Annotated in this window: 10 protein-coding genes and 1 pseudogene; 10 read left to right on the forward strand and 1 reads right to left on the reverse strand. The window is 62.0% G+C overall.

Annotation, left to right across the window (positions count from 1 at the left end):
- Positions 1–2: 2 nt before the first annotated feature.
- From BKP54_RS19275 to BKP54_RS19295, 5 genes and pseudogenes are all read left to right on the forward strand, one after another.
- Complete coding sequence (locus BKP54_RS19275; protein ID WP_025428836.1) at positions 3–1,640, forward strand: N,N-dimethylformamidase beta subunit family domain-containing protein; 1,638 nt, start codon at positions 3–5, stop codon at positions 1,638–1,640.
- A gap of 12 nt (positions 1,641–1,652) precedes the next feature.
- Complete coding sequence (locus tag BKP54_RS19280) at positions 1,653–3,020, forward strand: aspartate aminotransferase family protein (protein ID WP_025428835.1); 1,368 nt, start codon at positions 1,653–1,655, stop codon at positions 3,018–3,020.
- Between the two features lie 10 nt (positions 3,021–3,030).
- A pseudogene (locus tag BKP54_RS19285) lies at positions 3,031–3,977 on the forward strand (3-keto-5-aminohexanoate cleavage protein).
- A 61-nt stretch (positions 3,978–4,038) separates the two neighbouring features.
- Entirely contained in the window at positions 4,039–4,551 is a 513-nt protein-coding gene (locus tag BKP54_RS19290; RefSeq protein WP_245317860.1) for a GNAT family N-acetyltransferase, read from the forward strand.
- Positions 4,552–4,573: 22 nt separating this feature from the next.
- A complete protein-coding gene (locus BKP54_RS19295) occupies positions 4,574–5,605 on the forward strand; it encodes a histone deacetylase family protein (protein WP_084814711.1) in 1,032 nt (343 codons plus the stop codon).
- A 34-nt stretch (positions 5,606–5,639) separates the two neighbouring features.
- Here BKP54_RS19295 and BKP54_RS19300 read toward each other — a convergent pair whose 3' ends face one another.
- On the reverse strand, positions 5,640–6,590 hold the full coding sequence (locus BKP54_RS19300; protein WP_084814712.1) for a LysR substrate-binding domain-containing protein: 951 nt from the start codon (positions 6,588–6,590) through the stop codon (positions 5,640–5,642).
- A 264-nt stretch (positions 6,591–6,854) separates the two neighbouring features.
- Here BKP54_RS19300 and BKP54_RS37130 point away from each other — a divergent pair, with 264 nt between their 5' ends.
- From BKP54_RS37130 to BKP54_RS19325, 5 genes are all read left to right on the forward strand, one after another.
- On the forward strand, positions 6,855–12,791 hold the full coding sequence (locus tag BKP54_RS37130; RefSeq protein WP_084814713.1) for an Ig-like domain-containing protein: 5,937 nt from the start codon (positions 6,855–6,857) through the stop codon (positions 12,789–12,791).
- A 126-nt stretch (positions 12,792–12,917) separates the two neighbouring features.
- Complete coding sequence (locus BKP54_RS19310; RefSeq protein WP_057206400.1) at positions 12,918–14,669, forward strand: type I secretion system permease/ATPase; 1,752 nt, start codon at positions 12,918–12,920, stop codon at positions 14,667–14,669.
- A gap of 2 nt (positions 14,670–14,671) precedes the next feature.
- Positions 14,672–15,976: an HlyD family type I secretion periplasmic adaptor subunit gene (locus BKP54_RS19315; RefSeq protein ID WP_057206453.1), complete on the forward strand. Its 1,305-nt coding sequence runs from the start codon at positions 14,672–14,674 to the stop codon at positions 15,974–15,976.
- Between the two features lie 457 nt (positions 15,977–16,433).
- Positions 16,434–17,996, forward strand: a complete 1,563-nt coding sequence (locus BKP54_RS19320; protein ID WP_025428827.1) for an ABC transporter substrate-binding protein — start codon at positions 16,434–16,436, stop codon at positions 17,994–17,996.
- 59 nt (positions 17,997–18,055) lie between these two features.
- Positions 18,056–19,027, forward strand: a complete 972-nt coding sequence (locus BKP54_RS19325) for an ABC transporter permease (protein WP_025428826.1) — start codon at positions 18,056–18,058, stop codon at positions 19,025–19,027.

Here is a 19,027-nt window from a genome sequence, read left to right on the forward strand (position 1 = left end):
CGATGAAGATGACCAGCAACCAATTCCCCGATTTCGGCCTGACACCTGAGCAGCGCCGCGAAGCGGTGCTCGGCCACTACTTCGAATACCCCGGGATGGATGGCGAGCGCGGCGAAATCTGGTGCTACACCGACGCCTATGCCTACCCGCCCGGTGCAACGGTCCGGCTTCAGGTGAGTTCGACCGCAGCCCTGTTCGAACTGGAGATCGTACGCGACGGCGCCGTCGAAACACCGGTCATGAAGCGAAGCGGCATTGCCGCCCGCTGGCAGGATACGCCGGACCAATGCTCGGTGGTCGGCTGCGGCTGGGAGACGACGCTCGAGTTTCAAGTGGGCGGGGACTGGTCGTCCGGCGCCTACCGCATCACCCTGACAGCCGAAGGTCGCGATGGCGCGCCCATTCGCTGTCAACATCTTTTCATCGTGCGCCCCGAGGCCGGCCGCAAGCCGGGCCGCGTGTTGCAGGTTGCAGCGACCGGATCCTGGACGTCCTACAACACCTGGGGTGGATCGAACCATTATCAGGGCATCACCGGCCCCAATCGCGACCAGTATGCAACAATTGTCAGCATCGAGCGGCCGTTCTGCCGCGGCTTCGTCCAGCTACCGGCCGATGCGCCTCGGGTGCCGCTGGAGATCTATTCTCCGATGGCAGTGGCGCCACGCTACCCGCACATGGAATGGGCCTATGCCAACGGCTATTCCAAGAAATATGCCTCGTCCGGCTGGGCAAGCTATGACAGTCATTTCTTCCGCTGGGCCGAGCGCGAAGGTTATGCTGTCGATCTCGCCAGCCAGCATGAATTGCATTTCAATCCGGAAATTCTCGACGGCTACGACTGCGTCGTCTTCGTTGGTCACGACGAATATTGGACCTGGGAGATGCGCGACGCGGTCGACACCTATGTCGAGCGGGGCGGCCATGCCGCCCGCTTTGCCGGCAATTTCATGTGGCAGACGCGGCTGGAGGACGGCGGCAAGCGGCAGGTATGCTACAAATATCGCTCGCGTGCCGAGGACCCGGCCTACCGTTCCGCCGATCAGACGCGCACGTCCGGCTCCTGGGAGGCGGCAGAGATCGGCCGCCCCGGCGCTTCGACCTTCGGGCTCAATGCCACGCGCGGGCTCTATGTCGGCTGGGGCGGTTGTGCGCCGCGCGGCGCCCGCGGGTTTCCGGTCTATCGTCCGGAGCATTGGGCATTTGCCGGAACCGGTATCTACTATGGCGACATCCTCGGCGCCGAAGGTCACGCCTTCGGCTATGAGGTCGACGGCCTCGACTACATCATCCGCGGCGGTCTGCCGGAGCCTACGCAAGACAGCGGCGCCCCGGATGGTCTGGAAATCCTGGCGCTCGGCATGTCATCGCTGAAGGAAGAGAGCGCCGATATACCCGCCGACGATCAGTTCCTCTCCGACGCGGACGCTGAGTTCGTTGCCGAAACACTGATCGGCGACACCGGAGAGGCGGCAGTCGATCGCGTCAAGCGCGGCTGTGGCATGATCGTCAATTTCCCACGCGGCAAGGGCGAGGTGTTCCACGCCGGCAGCTGCGAATGGGTTGCCGCCCTGAAGCGCGGCGACGCGATGGTCGAACGCGTCACCGCAAATGTTCTTAACCGTTACCTCAAACGCTGACAGAGACCCGACATGCTCAAGACGACAGCTTCCAACGAACGGCCCGCTTCACACCTGTTCTACCAGTCGCGTCTTCGCCGGCCGCTGGTCGACCGGGCCGAGGGCATCTATCTCTGGGATCAGGATGGCCGCCGGGTGATCGACGGTTCGAGCGGTGCGATGGTGGTCAATATCGGCCACGGCAATCGCAACGTGCTCGAGGCGATGAAGCGGCAGATGGATCGCGTGACGTTTGCCTATCGTCTCCACTTCGAAAACGAACCGGCGGAAGAATTGGCCCGCCGCGCCGCCGAAAAGCTGCCCGAAGGCATGGACAAGATCTTCTTCGTCTCCGGCGGGTCCGAAGCGGTCGAATCCTGCCTGAAGCTCGCCCGCCAATGGGCGGTTGCGACCGGCCAGAAGGACCGTTGGAAGGTGATTTCGCGGTTTCCGTCCTACCACGGCGGCACCCTCGGCGCTCTGGCGGTCACCGGCTATGCGGCGCTCTCCGATCCGTTCTCGCCGATGATGCGCGAAATGCCGAAAGTGCCGGCTCCAACCGCCTATCTCGACTGCGACAATCTCTCGATGGAGCAACGCGGCATCAAATATGCCGATATGCTGGAGGATAGGATCCAGTCCGAAGGCCCTGATAGCGTGCTGGCGTTCATCATGGAACCGATCGGCGGCGCCTCGACTGGCGCCCTGGTCGCACCCGACAGCTATTACAAGCGCATCCGCGAAATCTGCGACAAGTACGGTATCCTCTTGATCCATGACGAGGTCATGAGCGGAGCCGGTCGTACCGGAAAATTCCTTGGCGGCGACCATTGGGATTGCAAGCCGGACCTGATCGCGCTGTCGAAAGGCTTTGCCTCAGGCTATTGCCCGCTGGGCGCCATGGCAGCACCATCGAGGCTGGTGCAGCCGGTGCTCGACGCCGGCGGTTTCCAGCATGGTTTCACTTATGCCGGCAATCCGCTCGCCTGCGCTGCCGGGCTTGCGGTGCTGGACGAGATCGATCGGCTCGGCCTGATCGACAATGCAGCCGTCATGGGCGACGCGCTCAAGGCCGAGCTGGTCGCGCTTTCCGAGCGGTTCCCGTTTATTGGCGATGTGCGCGGCAAGGGTCTGTTGCTTGCCGCCGAGTTCGTTTCTGATCGTGAGACGATGAAGCCCTTGCCGAAGGAATTGAACGCACATCAGCGGGTCGTTGATCTCGCCTATGAGCGTGGACTGATCATCTATTCGCGGCGGACACGCGGCGGCGTCGAAGGCGATCATTTTCTGGTCTGCCCGCCGATGATCATCACCAGAGAGCAGATCGGCGAGATCGTCGCTATTCTCGGCGATGTGCTCGAGCAACTTGCCGCCGAACTCAATCTTCCCGACAACCGTTGAGATCGACATTATGACGAAAACCAAGACGTCGCGCAGGAAGGTCATCATCACCTGTGCGGTGACGGGCTCGGTGCACACGCCGACCATGTCGCCCCATTTGCCGATCACGCCGGACCAGATCGCTTCGGAAGCAATCGCTGCGGCGGGGGCCGGCGCCTCGGTCCTGCACCTGCATGCGCGAAATCCCGTGGACGGCCGCCTTCGGCCGACCCTTCGCTGTTCATGCAGTTTCTGCCGCGGATCAAGCAGTCGACCGACGCCATCGTCAACATATCGACCGGCGGCTCGTCGCTGATGGCGCTGGAGGACCGCTTGGCGGCGTCCTTGCGGGCCGAGCCGGAAATGTGCTCGCTGAACATGGGGTCCATGAACTTCGCCCTGTTTCCGGCGCTCGACAAGCCAGTGGCGTGGAAACACGATTGGGAGCCGGAGCTGCTGGAGGCGACGCGCAGCTCGATCTTCAAGAACACATTTGCCGACATGGAGTTCATCCTCACCCGGCTCGGTCAGGGATGCGGCACACGGTTCGAATTCGAATGCTACGATGTCGGCCATCTCTATTCGCTGGCGCATTTCCGCGACCGCGGTCTGGTCTCCGGTCATCTGTTCATTCAGTTCGTCTTTGGCATTCTCGGCGGCATCGGCGCCGATCCGGAGAACCTGACGCATATGAAGCGCATCGCCGACAAGCTTTTCGGTGACGACTATTCGTTCTCGGTGCTGGCCGCCGGCCGGCACCAGATGCCGATGATCACTATGGCGGCTGCGATGGGCGGCAATGTGCGGGTGGGGCTGGAGGACAGCCTTTACAATGGCCGCGGGCAACTTGCGACCAGCAATGCCGAACAGGTTCTGCGCATCCGCGCCGTTCTCGACGCCTTGTCGCTGGAGGTTGCCACCCCTAAGGAAGCACGTGATCTTCTTGGCCTCAAAGGCGGAGATCAGGTGGCATTCTGACGCCGCGGCAACAGGCGCGTCATCGATGCCAATAGGCTCATCGGCAGAAAAGGGGACGGAAGTGACGACGACGCACGGGAAGACCGCAGATATCCGCATTCGCCCCGGTGAGGTTGAGGACGCCGAGGCGATGCACGGCGCGATCCAGGCGATGGGCCGCGGGCTCGATATGGTCGGCAAGGTCACCTGCACGGTCGAGGACTTCAGCCGCTTCGGTTTCGGTCCCGCTGCTGCCTTCGGTAGTCTGATTGCCGAGGTGGATAGAGAATTTGCCGGCCTTTGCCTGTTCTTTCCGATCTTCTCGACCTGGCGCGGCCGGCCCGGCGTCTTCGTGCAGGATCTGTATGTCGGCGATCGCTTCCGCGGCCTCGGTATCGGCGAGCGCCTGTTGCGCGAAGTGGCCTCGTGGTCGAGGGTGCGGGGCGGGGACTACCTGCGGCTGGAAGTCGATGTGGAGAACGAGCCGGCGCAGCGCCTTTACCAGCGGCTCGGCATTACCTGGCAGACGAAAGACCGCGCTCATGCCGCCTATGGCGAGGCCTTTGTGGCACTCACCGAGGGACTGAAAGCTTGACGATGCAGGAACGGGAGAGAGCATGAAAGCCTTCTACGCACAGGAACAGAAGCGACACGACCCGAAGGCTTTCCTTTCGAGCGGGGCGCCGCAGCCGAACCCGGAGCAGCCCGAACGGGTTGAAAGGCTCCTGATCGGCGCCCGTGATGCCGGATGCTCCGTCGTTCGGCCGCGCGACCACGGGCTCGGCCCGATTGCCGCCGTGCACACGCCCGAATATCTCGACTTTCTCGAGCATATCTACGCGCGCTGGCAGCGCATCGCCGAAGCCTCGGACGAGGTGATACCGAACATTCACCCGCTGGCCCGCGATGGCCGATACCCGGCTTCCGCAGTAGGGCAGGCCGGATATCACATGGCAGACACCGCATGCCCGATCTCCGGCGAAACCTGGGAGAGCGTGCGCTGGAGCGCCTGGAGCGCGGTCGATGCGGCAGATGCGGTGCTGGCTGGGGATCGCGCCGCCTATGCGCTCTGCCGCCCACCCGGTCATCATGCCTTTGCAGACGTTGCTGGCGGCTTCTGCTTCCTCAACAACTCCGCCGTTGCGGCGCAGCGTTTTCTGTCGAACGCGTCGCGCGTGGTGATCCTCGATATCGATCTGCATCACGGCAACGGCACGCAGGGCATCTTCTATCAGCGCTCCGATGTGCTGACGGTCTCGATCCACGCGGATCCCGTGCGCTTCTACCCCTTCTTCTGGGGACATGCGGACGAACGCGGCGAGGGGCCGGGCCTTGGCTACAACCTCAATCTGCCGCTCGAGCGCAAGTCCGGCGACGCCGATTTCCTCGCAGCCCTCGACGTCGCCTTCCGCCGGATCCGCGCCTACGCGCCGGACGCGCTTGTGGTGGCACTCGGGCTCGATGCGTTCGAGGGCGATCCCTTCGGTGGCCTGTCGGTCTCGACATCAGGCTTCGCAAGGATGGGCGCGGCGATCGCCGGTTTGGGCTTGCCGACGGCCATCGTTCACGAGGGCGGGTATCTCTGCGATGCGCTGTCCGACAATCTGACGTCTTTCCTCACGGGCTTCGGCGCGACGGCCAAGCTCTGAGGCTGCCGTGACGTCAACGAACGGACGTTGTAATCTATTGTGTTAGCAAAGACGCAGAAACTATTGTTTTTGTTGTCGCTTTCTGAAGAGGCAATGGCGTTTTGAACGTGTCGCCCACTTCGGGCAACAGGCGGCTCGCCTCATCGAGGAAGCCGCGGATCAGCGGCAGATGACGGCGCTCCGCCAGGCAGATCGCGTACTCGTCGATGATCTCTCTCGCGTCGTCGATCGGCACGAACGAGAGCCTGATGTCATGGCCGAATTCGAGATCGGCAACGACGCCGCAGCCGACGCCATTGGCAATTGCTTCGCGCACGCCTTCGCGGGAAGAGATCTCGACGATCTGGTGGATCGAGATGGAGTGGTCGGCGAGATTCTTCTCGAAGATCTCGCGGGTGCGCGAGCCGCGCTCGCGCATGACGAAGGAGAGACCTTCGAGTTCCTTCATGGTGACGCCGTCGCGCGATGCCAGCGGATGGGATGCCGGCACGCAGAGGCCGAGGCGCATGCTCAGAAAACGGACGCCATGGAGGCGCGGGTCGTCGGGGATCTGCGCGGTGATCGCGACATCGGCGCGATAGTCGATGATCTGGTCGATCACACGGGCGGAATTATCGACGGCTAGGGAGAATGTCAGTTTTGGTCGATCGATCTTCAACCGCGAAAGGATCGGTAGCGCCAGGATGGGGCCGTCGGCGGCAACACGCAGATGACCGCCAGTCGTGCCGGCCTCGCCGCGCAGGAAGGCGTTGGCTTCCTTCTCTGCTTGAAACAGGCGCGAGGTGATTTCGAACAGGCGCTCGCCATGGGCGCTGAGGCTGACGCCGCGCGCCTTTCGATCTAGCAGGTTCTGCCCGCATAAAGCCTCCAGGTCCCGCACATGCTGGGACAATGTGGACTGGCTGATCGCCATGTCGCGGGCAGCCTGGGAGAAGCCGCCGGACTGGGCGACGATGTGAAACGCTTTCAATTGAGTGATCGACATTGCTTCCGGTTCTGTTGCCCGCGGGCATGGCCTGTTGGATCCGCGCGCGCATCATTGTCGGAAAAGCTGACAGGCACATGACACCGGCGGTTACCACACCGATCGGCCCCCCCCGAGGTGGGGTGAAACCGATGGCAGCCATCGGAAAACGCTATGACCGTTTTACGTTTTGTTAAGCAACTGTCATCTGCGCGGTAAGCGTGGCGGCTAACGGTGACGCACGGCCAAGAGCCGATCCCGTTCACCTTTAGAGAGAAAGCCGACATGACTTCCTCCCCCAATTCGCTTGCGACTCCGATCCAATCTTCGTCCGATTGGCTCCTGAATATCCCGCGTGTGCAGGCCCAGCAGGGCATTCTCGTGTCGCCCGGCGGCACGGGCAATGTTTCGTCCTACAGCCTGGTCTACGACGCCTACTTCCCGTCGGCTGGCTCCAGCGGCTGGATCCCATTCCTGCAGACGGATGTCACCAACACGTCTGATGGCGATATCTTCGGCAAGGTTGGCGGCGAGAGCTTCGGCCTCGGCATCAACAGCGACTATCGCGGCACCGCCAAGCTCGATGCCTGGAACCGAATTGGCCTGACGATCGACAAAGACGCCAGCGGCGGCGTCTCGATGAAGAAATACATCAACGGCGAGTTCGTCGCCGAACAGAAGATGACCGGCACGCTTGCCGCCCGCTTCACCATCGACAAGGCCAAGGGTTTCCTGATCTTTGCCGACGAAGACGGCGAAACGTCTTCCGGCTATCTCAGCAACTTCCTCTTCATCGAAAAGGTGCTCACGGGTACGGAACTGTCGGCGCTCGGCAATGCCAAGCCGGAGGGCATCGTTCCTGATGCGCTGAAGACTGATGCGCTGTCGTCCAACGGCACCGAGTTCCGTTTCGGCGAAGGCTCGACTACGCCGGCATTCGGCCAGGGTTCCTTGAGCGGCCAAGGCACCACCGTGTCGACAACGACGCCGGCAACGGCGGGCATTCCGGCCGTCGGCCAGGACACGACGCCGAACCCGGGCTCCGTCGTCAAGACCACCGCCATCAAGGACATGATGGTCACGCCGGATGCGGCCGATGTGACGATCGACCTGTCGCAGCATTTCTCCGGTGAAAACCTGACCTTCACCGTCCAGAACAGCAAGGGCGAGGTGCTGAATGCCGTCCTCACCAATGGCAACAAGCTGGTGCTGGACTTCGCAGCGCTCGGTCACTCCGACGTCCGCGTGACGGCAACCGACGCCGCCGGCCATGCGGTCAGCGATGATTTCCGCGTCCGCGTCGCCGGTGCGAATGCCTATACGATCGCCGTCTTCCCGGATACGCAGGACTACACGTCCAACGATGGCATCAAGCACTTCTTCGGCGACATGACGCAGTGGCTGCTGGACAATCGCCAGAGCCACAACATCGTCTTCATGACCCATGTCGGCGACATCACCCAGAACAACCTGTCCGGCCAGTGGGACATCGCCGAAGCTGCCCTTCGCAAGCTCGACGGCAAGATCCCCTACGCCCTGCTTCCGGGCAACCATGACCAGGCCAATGGCGGCAGTGCTGCCGACCACTCGTCGATCTATCTCGACCAGCGTTTCTCGCCGGACAAGCAGGCAGAAACCAGCCCGGGCACCTTTGGCGGCGCCTACGATCAGGAGCTGATGAGCGCCCGCAACACCTACAGCACGTTCACGGCCCCCGATGGCACCAAGTGGCTGTCGATCTCGCTCGAGTTCGGTCCGCGCGACGACGTGATCCGTTGGGCAGGCGACGTCATCGAGGCCCATCCCGATTATCGCGTCATGCTCGCCACCCACTCGCTGACGAGCTATGCCGGCCGCCAGGACAATCTGGCCCTGCCGCTCTACGACGAAGGTGCAGGCTACGACTACGGCATGCGCACCGACCAGCGCGGCGCCAACGACGGCGAATATGTTTCGCGCGAACTGCTCGCCCGCTATCCGAACATCGTCATGACCTTCTCCGGTCACATCTTCGGCGATGGCGCTGAAACCGACATCACCTACAATCAGTACGGCGAGCCGGTCTTCCAGTTCCTGGTCAACTACCAGAATGGTGTGTCGCGCGAGATCACCGGCAACGGCAACGAAGCGAAAGGCAACAATGGTGGCAACGGCGCCATCCGCCTGATCACCATCGATCCCGACAACAACCGCATTTCCACCGAGACCTACTTCACCGGGTTCGACGACTACCTAGACGGCTTCCGCACCAAGCCGGAACTCGATCGCGACGGCCTGACCGGCTACTATCGTGGCCACCAGGAAGTGTTCGAGAACATTGACGTCAGCGGCGGCAATGCACGCGCCATGGCTGAAGCCGGTGACGACATCATCGCTGACGCTTCTGCGGGTGCCTCGTCCGCCAATGTCGCGCTTTCCGGTGCCAAGTCGCTGCTGCCGGCAAGCGTCAAGAGCTGGGTCTGGACCAACGAGAACGGCGACGTGGTGGCTGAAGGCAAGAACGCTAAGGCCGAGCTCGAGCTTGGCAAGCACAAGCTGACGCTGACCACCACCGATTTCAACGGCATCAAGACCAGCGACACCGTTGACGTAATTGTCCGTGGCGATCGCACTCTGTTGGTCGAAACCTTCAACGACGGCAATGCCAACGGCTGGGCAACCGATATCGGTGCGGCCAACGGCAATACCGGAAACTTCCTGTTGAAGGGAACGGTCTTCTCGCGTCCGACCGGAGCAGCCGGCCTTGCAGCACCTGAGGCCGCGCTCTTCGACCAAAGCGATGCCGCCCGCAACAAGCTGGTCTTCGTCGGTGAGGGCTCGTCTACCTGGACGGACTACGTCTTCGAAGCGTCGTTGACCCAGCTCGACAACGACGCGATCGGCGTTCTCTTCTACTACAAGGACGCCAACAACCACTACCGCTTCACGCTCGATGGCGAGACCAACCGTCGCCAACTGGTCAAGGTGGCCAACGGCGTCGAGACCATATTGGCATCGGTGAACGAAGGTTCGCCCTACAATATGGAAATCCCGTTGACCGTGGCTGTCACCGGCGGCGCGATCAACATCTTCCTCGGCGACAAGAATGTCTTTGCCGGACCGGTCACTGACGCCAATGCGCCGCTTAGTGGCGGCACCGTCGGCCTCTACTCCAGTGGCCAGCGCGCGTCGGTCTTCGATGACATCGTTGTCACCAGGGCAGATACGACGGCAAAAGCCGGCATCGACCAGCGAACCTACGACATCGACGGCGACGGCAAGGCTTCCGTCAAGCTTGACGCCTCCGGCTCGTTCGGTCCGAAGCAGTTGCTCGACTACGTCTGGACGGACCTCGCCGGCAACGTCATTGCCAATGGCAAGACCGCCAACGTCAATCTCGACACCGGCGTCAACAAACTGCTGCTCAAGGTGACGGCTGTGGACGGTTCGGTCTCGACCGATCGTGTCGATATCACCGTTGTCGACCGCACCAAGATCCTTGTTGCCGAAGACTTCTCGTCGCCGCAGTCCCTGTCGCGCTTCAACATCGTCGATGAGGGCGAGCTTGGCGGCATCGGACCTGATGGAAAGGCCTCCGAATGGCTGCTTGCCGACGGAAAGCTGGCACAGACGACGGGGCTTGCGAGCCGCGAACTGACTTGGAGCGGGGCAACTGCCGCGGATCTGTGGAAGCGTGGCTGGAGCCCGCTTGGCGACGGCGTCAACGTCCTTCGTCTCGGCACTTATGCTTTGTTCAAGGATCCGGCAGCACTTGCCTGGACCGACTATGCGGTCGAGGCGACGATCCAGACGCCTGACAAGGACGGCCTCGGCTTCCTGTTCCGCTACAAGGACAACAAGAACTACTACAAGCTCGAGCTCGATGCCGATGGCATCCTCGACCGCAGCCCTGGCAATGGTGCTGGCAGCATCTTCAACTTGGTGCGCATGAAGAACGGGGTCGAGGAGATTCTTGCCCAGGTTCCGGGCAAATATGAGCCGGGCCAGGCGATGAAGCTGCGCGTCGAAGTCGTCGGCGACAAGATCACCGCCTTCCTCAATGACGAGGCACTCTTTGCCTATCCGGTCGGCGACCGTGGTCTCGATGCTGGTACCTTCGGCCTCTATTCCTGGGGCAATGCCGGATTGTCCTTCGACGATCTGACGGTTGTCGATCTGAAATCGGGCCTTGAAGGCGGCCAGGTGATCAACGGCACCAATACCCGTGACATGCTGGTCGGCGGTGAAGCCGGCGAGACGATTTACGGTCTTGGTGGCAACGACACCCTCATTGGCAACGGCGGCGACGATCGCGTCGATGGCGGCGACGGCGACGATACGCTGATGGGTGGTGCCGGACGTGACGGGCTTGTCGGCGGCAAGGGCAACGATGTGCTGATGGGCGGCGAGGGTGCCGACATTATTGCCGGCGGTCTCGGCGACGACCTGATCGAAGGTGGTGCCGGCAACGACGTGCTGATCGGCGGTGACGGTTCTGATACTTACGTCTACGGACGTGGCGAAGGCTCCGACGAAATCGTCGAAACGGCCGCTGCATCTGCTGATAGCGACGTTCTCGTCCTGCACGACATCGCCCGCGGCGAAGCCGTCCTGCATAAATACGGTGAAGCCGTCGAGGTCGAATTCACCAATGGCGAAAAACTGACCCTCAACGGCCAACTGGCAGGCGGCGGTGTCGAACTCGTTACCTTCGCCGATGGCACGGTCATGAACCGCGCGTCGATCGCCAACAGCCTCGTCAACCGTGGTCCGGTTGCCGCCAGCGACACGCTTGCCCCGATCGATGAGGATGCGCCATCCTTCGTCATCCCGTTTGCGAGCCTGCTCGCCAACGACAGCGATGCCGATCTCGATCAGTTGAAGGTGACTGGCGTCACTTCGGTCGTCGGTGGTACCGCCACCGTCGAGGAGGGTGGCATTCGCTTCACGCCTGCCGCGAACTTCAATGGCGAAGCCTCCTTCCACTATCAGATCTCCGACGGTCGCGGCGGCTCGAGCGAAGCCGGCGCCACCTTCGTCGTCAAGCCGGTCAACGACGCGCCTGTTGCATCGTCGCTGACCATTGAGACGAACGAGGATACGTCGATCAGCGGCACGATCACGGCAACCGATATCGATGGCGATACGCTGAGCTATGCCGTCAAGACGGGCGCTGGGCCCGCCAATGGCAGCGTCGCACTCGATGGCAGAACCGGCGCCTGGACCTACGATCCGAATGCCAATGTCAACGCATCGGACAGCTTCATCGTCGTTGTGTCCGACGGCAAGGGTGGCAGCAGCGAGAGCACCGTCAGTGTGACGATCAAGCCGGTCAATGATGCACCGGTGGCTGTTGCCGATACCGGCGGCGTTGCCGAGAACGAGACCGCCACCTTCGACCTCGTTGCCAACGATACCGATATCGAAGGCGACCGGCTGACGCTCGTCGGTTTTGCGGTCACGGCGGTGACCGGTCTGACACTGACGAATGCTCAGGCTGCTACAGCCTTCTCGATCGTCGATGGCAAGCTCGTCGCCGATCCGTCTTCTGCCTTTATGGCTCTGGAAGACGAGCAGAACGCCATGGTCACCGTCACCTACACCGTGCGTGACGCCCAGGGTGGGGAATCGACCGGCACCGCCTCGATCAAGATCGACGGCTACACCGAGTACAACGTCGTCGAAGGCACCGACGGCAACGACACGCTGGTTGCCACTGACCGCAAGGATATGATCGAGGCCGGCAACGGCAACGACACGGTGCTGGCGGGCGATGGCAACGACATGGTCGATGCCGGGGCAGGCAATGACCGCGTTGTCGCCGGAGACGGCAACGATGTGGTCGAGGGTGGTGCTGGCAACGACGTGCTTATGGGCGGCGCTGGCAATGACGCGCTGAGCGGCAGTGCCGGCAATGACCAGCTCAACGGTGGTACCGGCAATGACACGCTGAACGGCGGCACGGGCAATGACGTGCTGACCGGCGGTGCGGGTGCCGACACCTTCGTCTTCGCCTCCGGCGACGGTCGCGACGTGGTCCTGGACTTCCAGGCGGGTGCACAGGGCGACGACGTGGTCGTGCTTTCGAAGGACATGCTCGCCGACTACCAGGCGCTCCTGTCCTCCGGTGCCTTCACCGATGGTGACGCCGGTGCACAGATCGCGTTCGACGATGGGTCGTCCATCACCTTCAACGGTGTGAAAACGGAAAACTTCGTCATCGACGACTTCCGCTTCGCCTAACCAAAGCGAGGGGCGCACTATTCGGTGCGCCCCTTTTTCGCGCGGCGTAGGCTTCAATCACTTCAGGCATGTCATCGCCTTGTGTTGCCTGCCTGCTACCGCCGCGATCTCAACGGATCAGGGACCATGCGCGACAGTTCTTCCAACAGAAATTCCAGCCAGTTCAAGGGTGTGTTTGCGGGCTGTGCGAGTGCCTTCGTCGGCATTGGCCTGATGAGTGCCGTCGTCAACGTGCTCTACCTCACCGGATCGCTCTTCATGATGGAGGTCTACGACCGGGTGCTTCCGAGCAGAAGCCTGCCGACGCTTGTTGCGCTTCTCGCCATCGTTGTCGTGCTATACGCGTTTCAGGGCCTGTTCGACGCGCTGCGTGGCCGATTATTGGTGCGCATAGCCGATCGGCTCGACCAGGCGCTTTCACCAAGGATCTACGATGCGATCGTCGGTCTGCAGTTGCAGGTGCCGATCAGCAGTCGCTACGCCCAGCCGTTGCGCGATCTCGATACCATCAGGGCCTTTCTCTCGGGCAGCGGGCCGACCGCGCTCTTCGATCTCCCCTGGCTTCCGTTCTATATCGCCATCTGCTTTGCCTTCCATTTCTGGCTGGGTGTCACGGCACTCGCAGGCGCTGTCATTCTGGCGGCGATTACCCTGTTGACGGAACTCGTTTCGCAGCGGCCGGTCGAGGAGGCTGCGCGCCATTCTTCCAAGCGCAATCGCATGGCCGAGAGCGGCCGCCGCAATGCCGATGTGATCACGGTGATGGGCATGGGCCCGCATCTGAGGCGCCGCTGGCAGGATGAGAACCGCGCGTTTACGCGTGAGCAGCGCCGCGCAAGCGATGTTTCCTCGGGGTTCGGCGTGTTGAGCAAGGTGCTGCGCATGATGCTGCAGTCCGGCATCCTTGCGGTCGGCGCCTGGCTCGTGATTAACGAGCAGGCAACGCCCGGCATTATCATCGCTGGCTCGATCCTGTCCGCCCGGGCACTGGCGCCGGTCGATCTGGCGATCGCCAACTGGAAGGGCTTCATCGGTGCCCGCCAAAGCCGCCGACGCCTGCAAAAGACGCTGGCGCTTTTGCCCGATGCGCCTGATCGCATGGATTTGCCGGCACCGAGCCGTGCACTGTCTGTCGAACGCGTCAGCGCTCTTCCGCCGGAAACGACAGACGTCGTCTTGCAGGATGTCACCTTCACACTGGAGGCTGGCGCGGGGCTCGGCGTCATCGGTGCGAGCGGCTCAGGCAAGAGCTCGCTTGCACGTCTGCTCGTGGGCATCTGGCACCCGGCGCGCGGCGCGATCCGGCTCGATGGCGCCACGCCGGACCAATGGCCGGCCGCAGCGCTTGCCCGCCATATCGGCTACATGCCGCAATCGATCGAGTTGCTCGACGGCACCATCGCCGAGAACATTGCCTCCTTCGACCCCGACGCTGGGTCCGACGACATCATCGCCGCTGCCCGCGCAGCAAGGGTTCACGATCTGATCGTCAGCCTGCCGGAAGGCTATTCCACCGAAGTCGGGGAAAATGGCCGGCCGCTTTCCGCCGGCCAGAAGCAACGCATCGCGCTTGCAAGGGCCCTTTACCGGGATCCCTTCGTCGTCATCCTCGACGAGCCGAATTCAAACCTCGATTCCGAAGGAGAGGAAGCTCTGACGTCGGCGATCCTCGGGATCCGTGAACGCGGCGGCATCGTCATCGTCATTGCCCACCGCCCCAGCGCGCTGCTTGCGGTCGACAAGGTGCTGATGATTGCCGCGGGCCGCCAGCAGGCTTTCGGCCCGAAGGACGAAGTTCTCTCGAAGGTTCTAAGGCAGACAACCGCCAATCCGGGTGCGCTCAAGGTGGTGCAATCAGCAGAAGCAGCAAAGGCATGAACATGGATGATTGGCAGACACTCAGACGTTCGATCCGCACCCACCTGATCGTCGGCGTGCTCGGATTTGCGACGCTGGTCGGGCTCTTCGGCGGTTGGGCGATCAGTACGGAAATCGTCGGGGCGGTGATCGCTCAAGGATCCGTGGTTGTCGAAAGCAGCCTGAAGAAGGTGCAGCACCCCGTGGGTGGCGTCGTCAGCGAACTCATGGTGCGCGACGGCGACCACGTGAAGGCGGGGGATGTCGTCATGCGCATCGACGCGACGATGACGAAGGCCAATCTGGCGATCATTCTCAAGAGCCTGGACCAGTTCGCCGCCCGCAAGGCGCGGTTGGAGAGCGAACGCGATCGTACGGAACGTGTCGTTTTCCCGGAGACATTGCTGTCGCGCGCCGAGGATCCTGATGTGGCTGCAATGATGCATGCCGAGCAACGCCTTTACGAAAGCCGCAGGGATGTGCGCGAGAGCAAGAAGCGGCAACTGGAGCGGCGTGTGCAGCAGCTGAACGACGAGATCCGCGGCATGGATGCCGAGCGCACCGCCAGTAGCCGCGAGCGGATCCTGATCAAGGAGGAGCTTGGCCGCTACACCTTCCTGCATGACAAGGGGCTGATGGAAAAGAGCCGCCTCAGCGCACTCGAGCGCCAGGCAACCGACATCGATGGCGAGATGGGCAGGCTGCTGGCAGGCGTCGCCGGCGTGCACGAGAAGATCGCCGAGACATCGCTGCAGATCATCCAGGTCGACGAGCAATGGGCCGAGGAGGTCGGAACCGACCTGCGCGAAATGGATGCCCGCATCGGCGAATATGTCGAGCGCAAGGTGGCGGCCGAAGACCAGCTGAAGCGGGTCGATATCGTCGCGCCGCAGAACGGCATCGTGCACCAGCTCGCCGTCCATACGGTCGGTGGTGTGGTCGCTCCGGGCGAGCCGATCATGATGATCGTGCCGGATATCGACAAACTCGTCGTGGAGGCCAAGGTCGCGCCGCAGGACATCGACCAGATCTATTCCGGACAGAAGGCGATCCTGCGTTTCTCCGCCTTCAGCCAGAAGACGACGCCGGAAATTGTCGGGGCCGTCGAGCGGGTGTCCGCCGATGTGTCGGTCGACCAGCGGACGGGTGCGAGCTTCTACGTCGCGCGCATCGCGATCACGCCGGCAGAGATCCAACGGCTTGGCAATGTCTCGCTGATGCCAGGCATGCCGGTGGAGACGTTCATTACCACCGGGGAACGAAGCGTTGCTTCATATTTCATCAAGCCGCTGATGGACCAGGTCAGCCGAGCCTTCCGCGAGAGCTGAGCCAACCGTCGATTCGCGGTCCGCCGGCCGTTGCTAACGAAAGCAGTCCGTTCCATCCGGTCATCCGACCGTGACGGGGCGGGCTGTTTTGGTGTTCGGGGCGCAATGATGCAGCAACAGCCCGGCAGATTTCTGCCTGCATGCGGCCTGCTAAGATCATGCTGCCGCCGGCTCATTGTGTCTCCCTCAACAGCAATCCACCTTGAAAAGTGGGCTGTTGCCCAGTTTATCACGTCACGATTGCAAGTAGCCGCCGCTTCAAAGTCGCTGAATTCGCACGGTTTTTCTCCGTAAAACCGGAATCGCTAATTCTTGCCAACATAATTGTCGACAAAATAGTTGACATTAGCGCCAACAACTTCAAATCTAGCGCTGTCAGCCATCCAGTGATCGAGGGATCGCGGACCGACCGGGTCGGCACGGCACGGCGACGAATGGGAAAAACAGAGGGAACCACATGAAACTGAGAAAGCATCTCCTTGCGGGGTTGGCATTCGCCTTTCTCGCCTCGACGGCACAGGCCGAAACGCTGCGCTGGGGCAGCCCGCGGGATATCTTCTCGCTCGACCCGTATTCCTACGGCAGCACGTCGAACCTCGCCTTCCTCAATCACGTCTATGAGGGACTGACGCGCTACACGCCAGATTTCGTCGTTGAGCCGGCACTCGCCACCAAGTGGGAGTTGGTCTCCGAAAAGGTTTGGCGTTTCCACCTGCGCAAGGGTGTGAAGTTCCAGAACGGCGCGGATTTCAACGCCGACGACGTAATGGCCTCGATGGCTCGCGTCAGCCACCCGACGTCGCCGCTGCGTGGCAACATTCCGGCCTATGTCTCCACCACGAAGGTGGACGACTACACGGTCGATATCGAGGTGAATTCGCCAAGCCCGCTGTTCCTGAACGACATGACCAACATCTTCATGTTCGACAAGGACTGGCTGATCGAGAACAAGTCCGAATTGCCGACCGATGTCGGCGGCAAGGTCGAGGGTTACACCACCTATCACACCAACGGCACCGGGCCGTTCATCGTTGAGTCGCGCGTGCCTGACAGCAAGACCGTGCTCGTCAAGAATAACGGCTGGTGGGATACCCCGAAGCACAATCTCGACCGCATCGAATTCACCCCGATCACGTCGGCTGCTACTCGCGTCGCGGCCCTCCTGTCGGGCGAGATCGACCTGACCGACGGTGCGCCCGTGCAGGATCTCGACCGGCTGAAGAGCGATCCGAACATCAAGGTCGTCGAGCGCTCCGACCTGCGCACGATCCACCTGGTCTTCAACCGCAAGGACAAGCTCAACGACGGCCGCGAAAACTTCTTCAATGACATCAAGGTCCGCCAGGCGATCGATCATGCGATCGACCGTCAGCTGATCTTCAAGCGCGTCATGCGCGGCAAGTCGCATGTGGCCGGTACCATGGTTGCGCCTGAGATCCCGGGCTACAGCGCCGAACTGGATGTGCCGACCACCTATGATCCGGAACTGTCTAAGAAGCTCCTGGAAGAAGCAGGCGCCGTCGGCACCGAGTTCACGCTTGTCTGCATGAACGACGAAAGCGTCAACGAAGAAGACGTCTGCAGTGCGCTCGTGTCGATGCTGTCGCGTGTCGGGCTCAAGCCGACGCTCGACATTGGTCCGCGCGCCGTGCAGGCGCCGAAGCGCGCCGGCGGCAAGTCCGATGCCTTTATGATCGGCTGGGCCAACGAGCCGACGCTCGATGCCTACTCGATCCTGATCCAGGTGCTTTCGACCCGCGAAGGTGCTGCCGGCGTCGCCAACTATGGCGGCTGGTCCTATCCCGAACTCGACGCCATGGTGAAGAAGGCCGCAGTCGAAATGGATCGCGACAAGCGATTGGCGATCGAGACCGAAGCGCTGAAGTTTGCCAAGGATCAGGTCATCATGATCCCCTTGCATCAGCAGCCGATGGCATGGGCGATGTCGAAGGAAGTGACCGACGTCACCATCCGCGCCGACAACAAGCCGCGCCACTGGCTGACCCGTATCGGCGATTGACCCCACATTGCCCCGGCAGAGCCTGCTCTGTCGGGGTTTCTCATTGAGCGGGAAACCCAATGATTGTCTTTCTGATCAAGCGGCTGGCTAATGCCGTGATGGTCATGCTCGCCGTCGCGCTGATGGCCTTCATGATCTTTCGTTTCGCCGGCGATCCGGTCGAACTGATGGCCAACGAACAGATGTCGCAGGCCGATCGGCTCGAACTGCGCGAAAAGCTCGGTCTGAATGATCCGTTCCTGACCCAGTATGTGCGCTTCGTCGTCAACGCGGCCCAGGGCGATTTCGGCATCAGCTACCGAAACGGCCAGGACGTGATGACGCTGATCGCCGAACGCTTCCCAGCGACCATCGAACTGGCACTGGTCGCCACCGTCCTTTCGCTGCTGGTCGGCATTCCGCTCGGCGTGCTGACGGCGATCCATCGGGGCCGCTGGTATTCGGAAGGCTTGCAATTCGTCAGCATTATCGGCGTTTCCCTGCCGAGCTTTGTCGTTGGCATCCTGCTGATCCTTGTCTTTGCCGTTTCGCTCGGCGTAGTGCCGGCCTTCGGCCGCGGCGACGTCGTCCAGATCGGCTGGTGGAGCACGGGCCTCTTGACCGCATCCGGGCGTGCGTCCCTGCTTCTGCCGTCCTTTGCGCTTGCCCTCTACCAGATCACGCTCGTCATGCGGCTCGTGCGCGCCGAGATGATGGAAGTGCTGCGTTCTGATTTCGTGAAGTTTGCCCGTGCCCGCGGCGTGCCGCGGTGGCGCATCAATTTCCGCCATGCGCTTCGCAACTGTCTGATGCCTGTTGTCACCATGACGGCGATGAACGTCGGCTCGCTGATCGCCTTCGCGCTGATCACTGAAACCGTGTTCCAGTGGCCGGGAATGGGCATGCTGTTCATTCAGGCGGTGACCTTCCTCGATATCCCGGTGATGGCAGGCTACCTGTGCATCGTCTCCTTCATCTTCGTCACGCTGAACACGCTTGTCGATATCGCCTATGCGGTCATCGATCCCCGTCTTCGCGATGCCACACGCTGA

Source organism: Ensifer sp. 1H6, assembly GCF_001976035.1.
Lineage (GTDB): Bacteria > Pseudomonadota > Alphaproteobacteria > Rhizobiales > Rhizobiaceae > Ensifer > Ensifer canadensis.

Bases quoted from the DNA above. Each gene is read 5' to 3' on its own strand.
- BKP54_RS19275 (WP_025428836.1), top strand. From the start codon at position 3: ATGAAGATGACCAGCAACCAATTCCCCGATTTCGGCCTGACACCTGAG.
- BKP54_RS19280 (WP_025428835.1), top strand. From the start codon at position 1,653: ATGCTCAAGACGACAGCTTCCAACGAACGGCCCGCTTCACACCTGTTC.
- BKP54_RS19295 (WP_084814711.1), top strand. From the start codon at position 4,574: ATGAAAGCCTTCTACGCACAGGAACAGAAGCGACACGACCCGAAGGCT.
- BKP54_RS19300 (WP_084814712.1), bottom strand. From the start codon at position 6,590: ATGTCGATCACTCAATTGAAAGCGTTTCACATCGTCGCCCAGTCCGGC.
- BKP54_RS37130 (WP_084814713.1), top strand. From the start codon at position 6,855: ATGACTTCCTCCCCCAATTCGCTTGCGACTCCGATCCAATCTTCGTCC.
- BKP54_RS19310 (WP_057206400.1), top strand. From the start codon at position 12,918: ATGCGCGACAGTTCTTCCAACAGAAATTCCAGCCAGTTCAAGGGTGTG.
- BKP54_RS19315 (WP_057206453.1), top strand. From the start codon at position 14,672: ATGGATGATTGGCAGACACTCAGACGTTCGATCCGCACCCACCTGATC.
- BKP54_RS19320 (WP_025428827.1), top strand. From the start codon at position 16,434: ATGAAACTGAGAAAGCATCTCCTTGCGGGGTTGGCATTCGCCTTTCTC.
- BKP54_RS19325 (WP_025428826.1), top strand. From the start codon at position 18,056: ATGATTGTCTTTCTGATCAAGCGGCTGGCTAATGCCGTGATGGTCATG.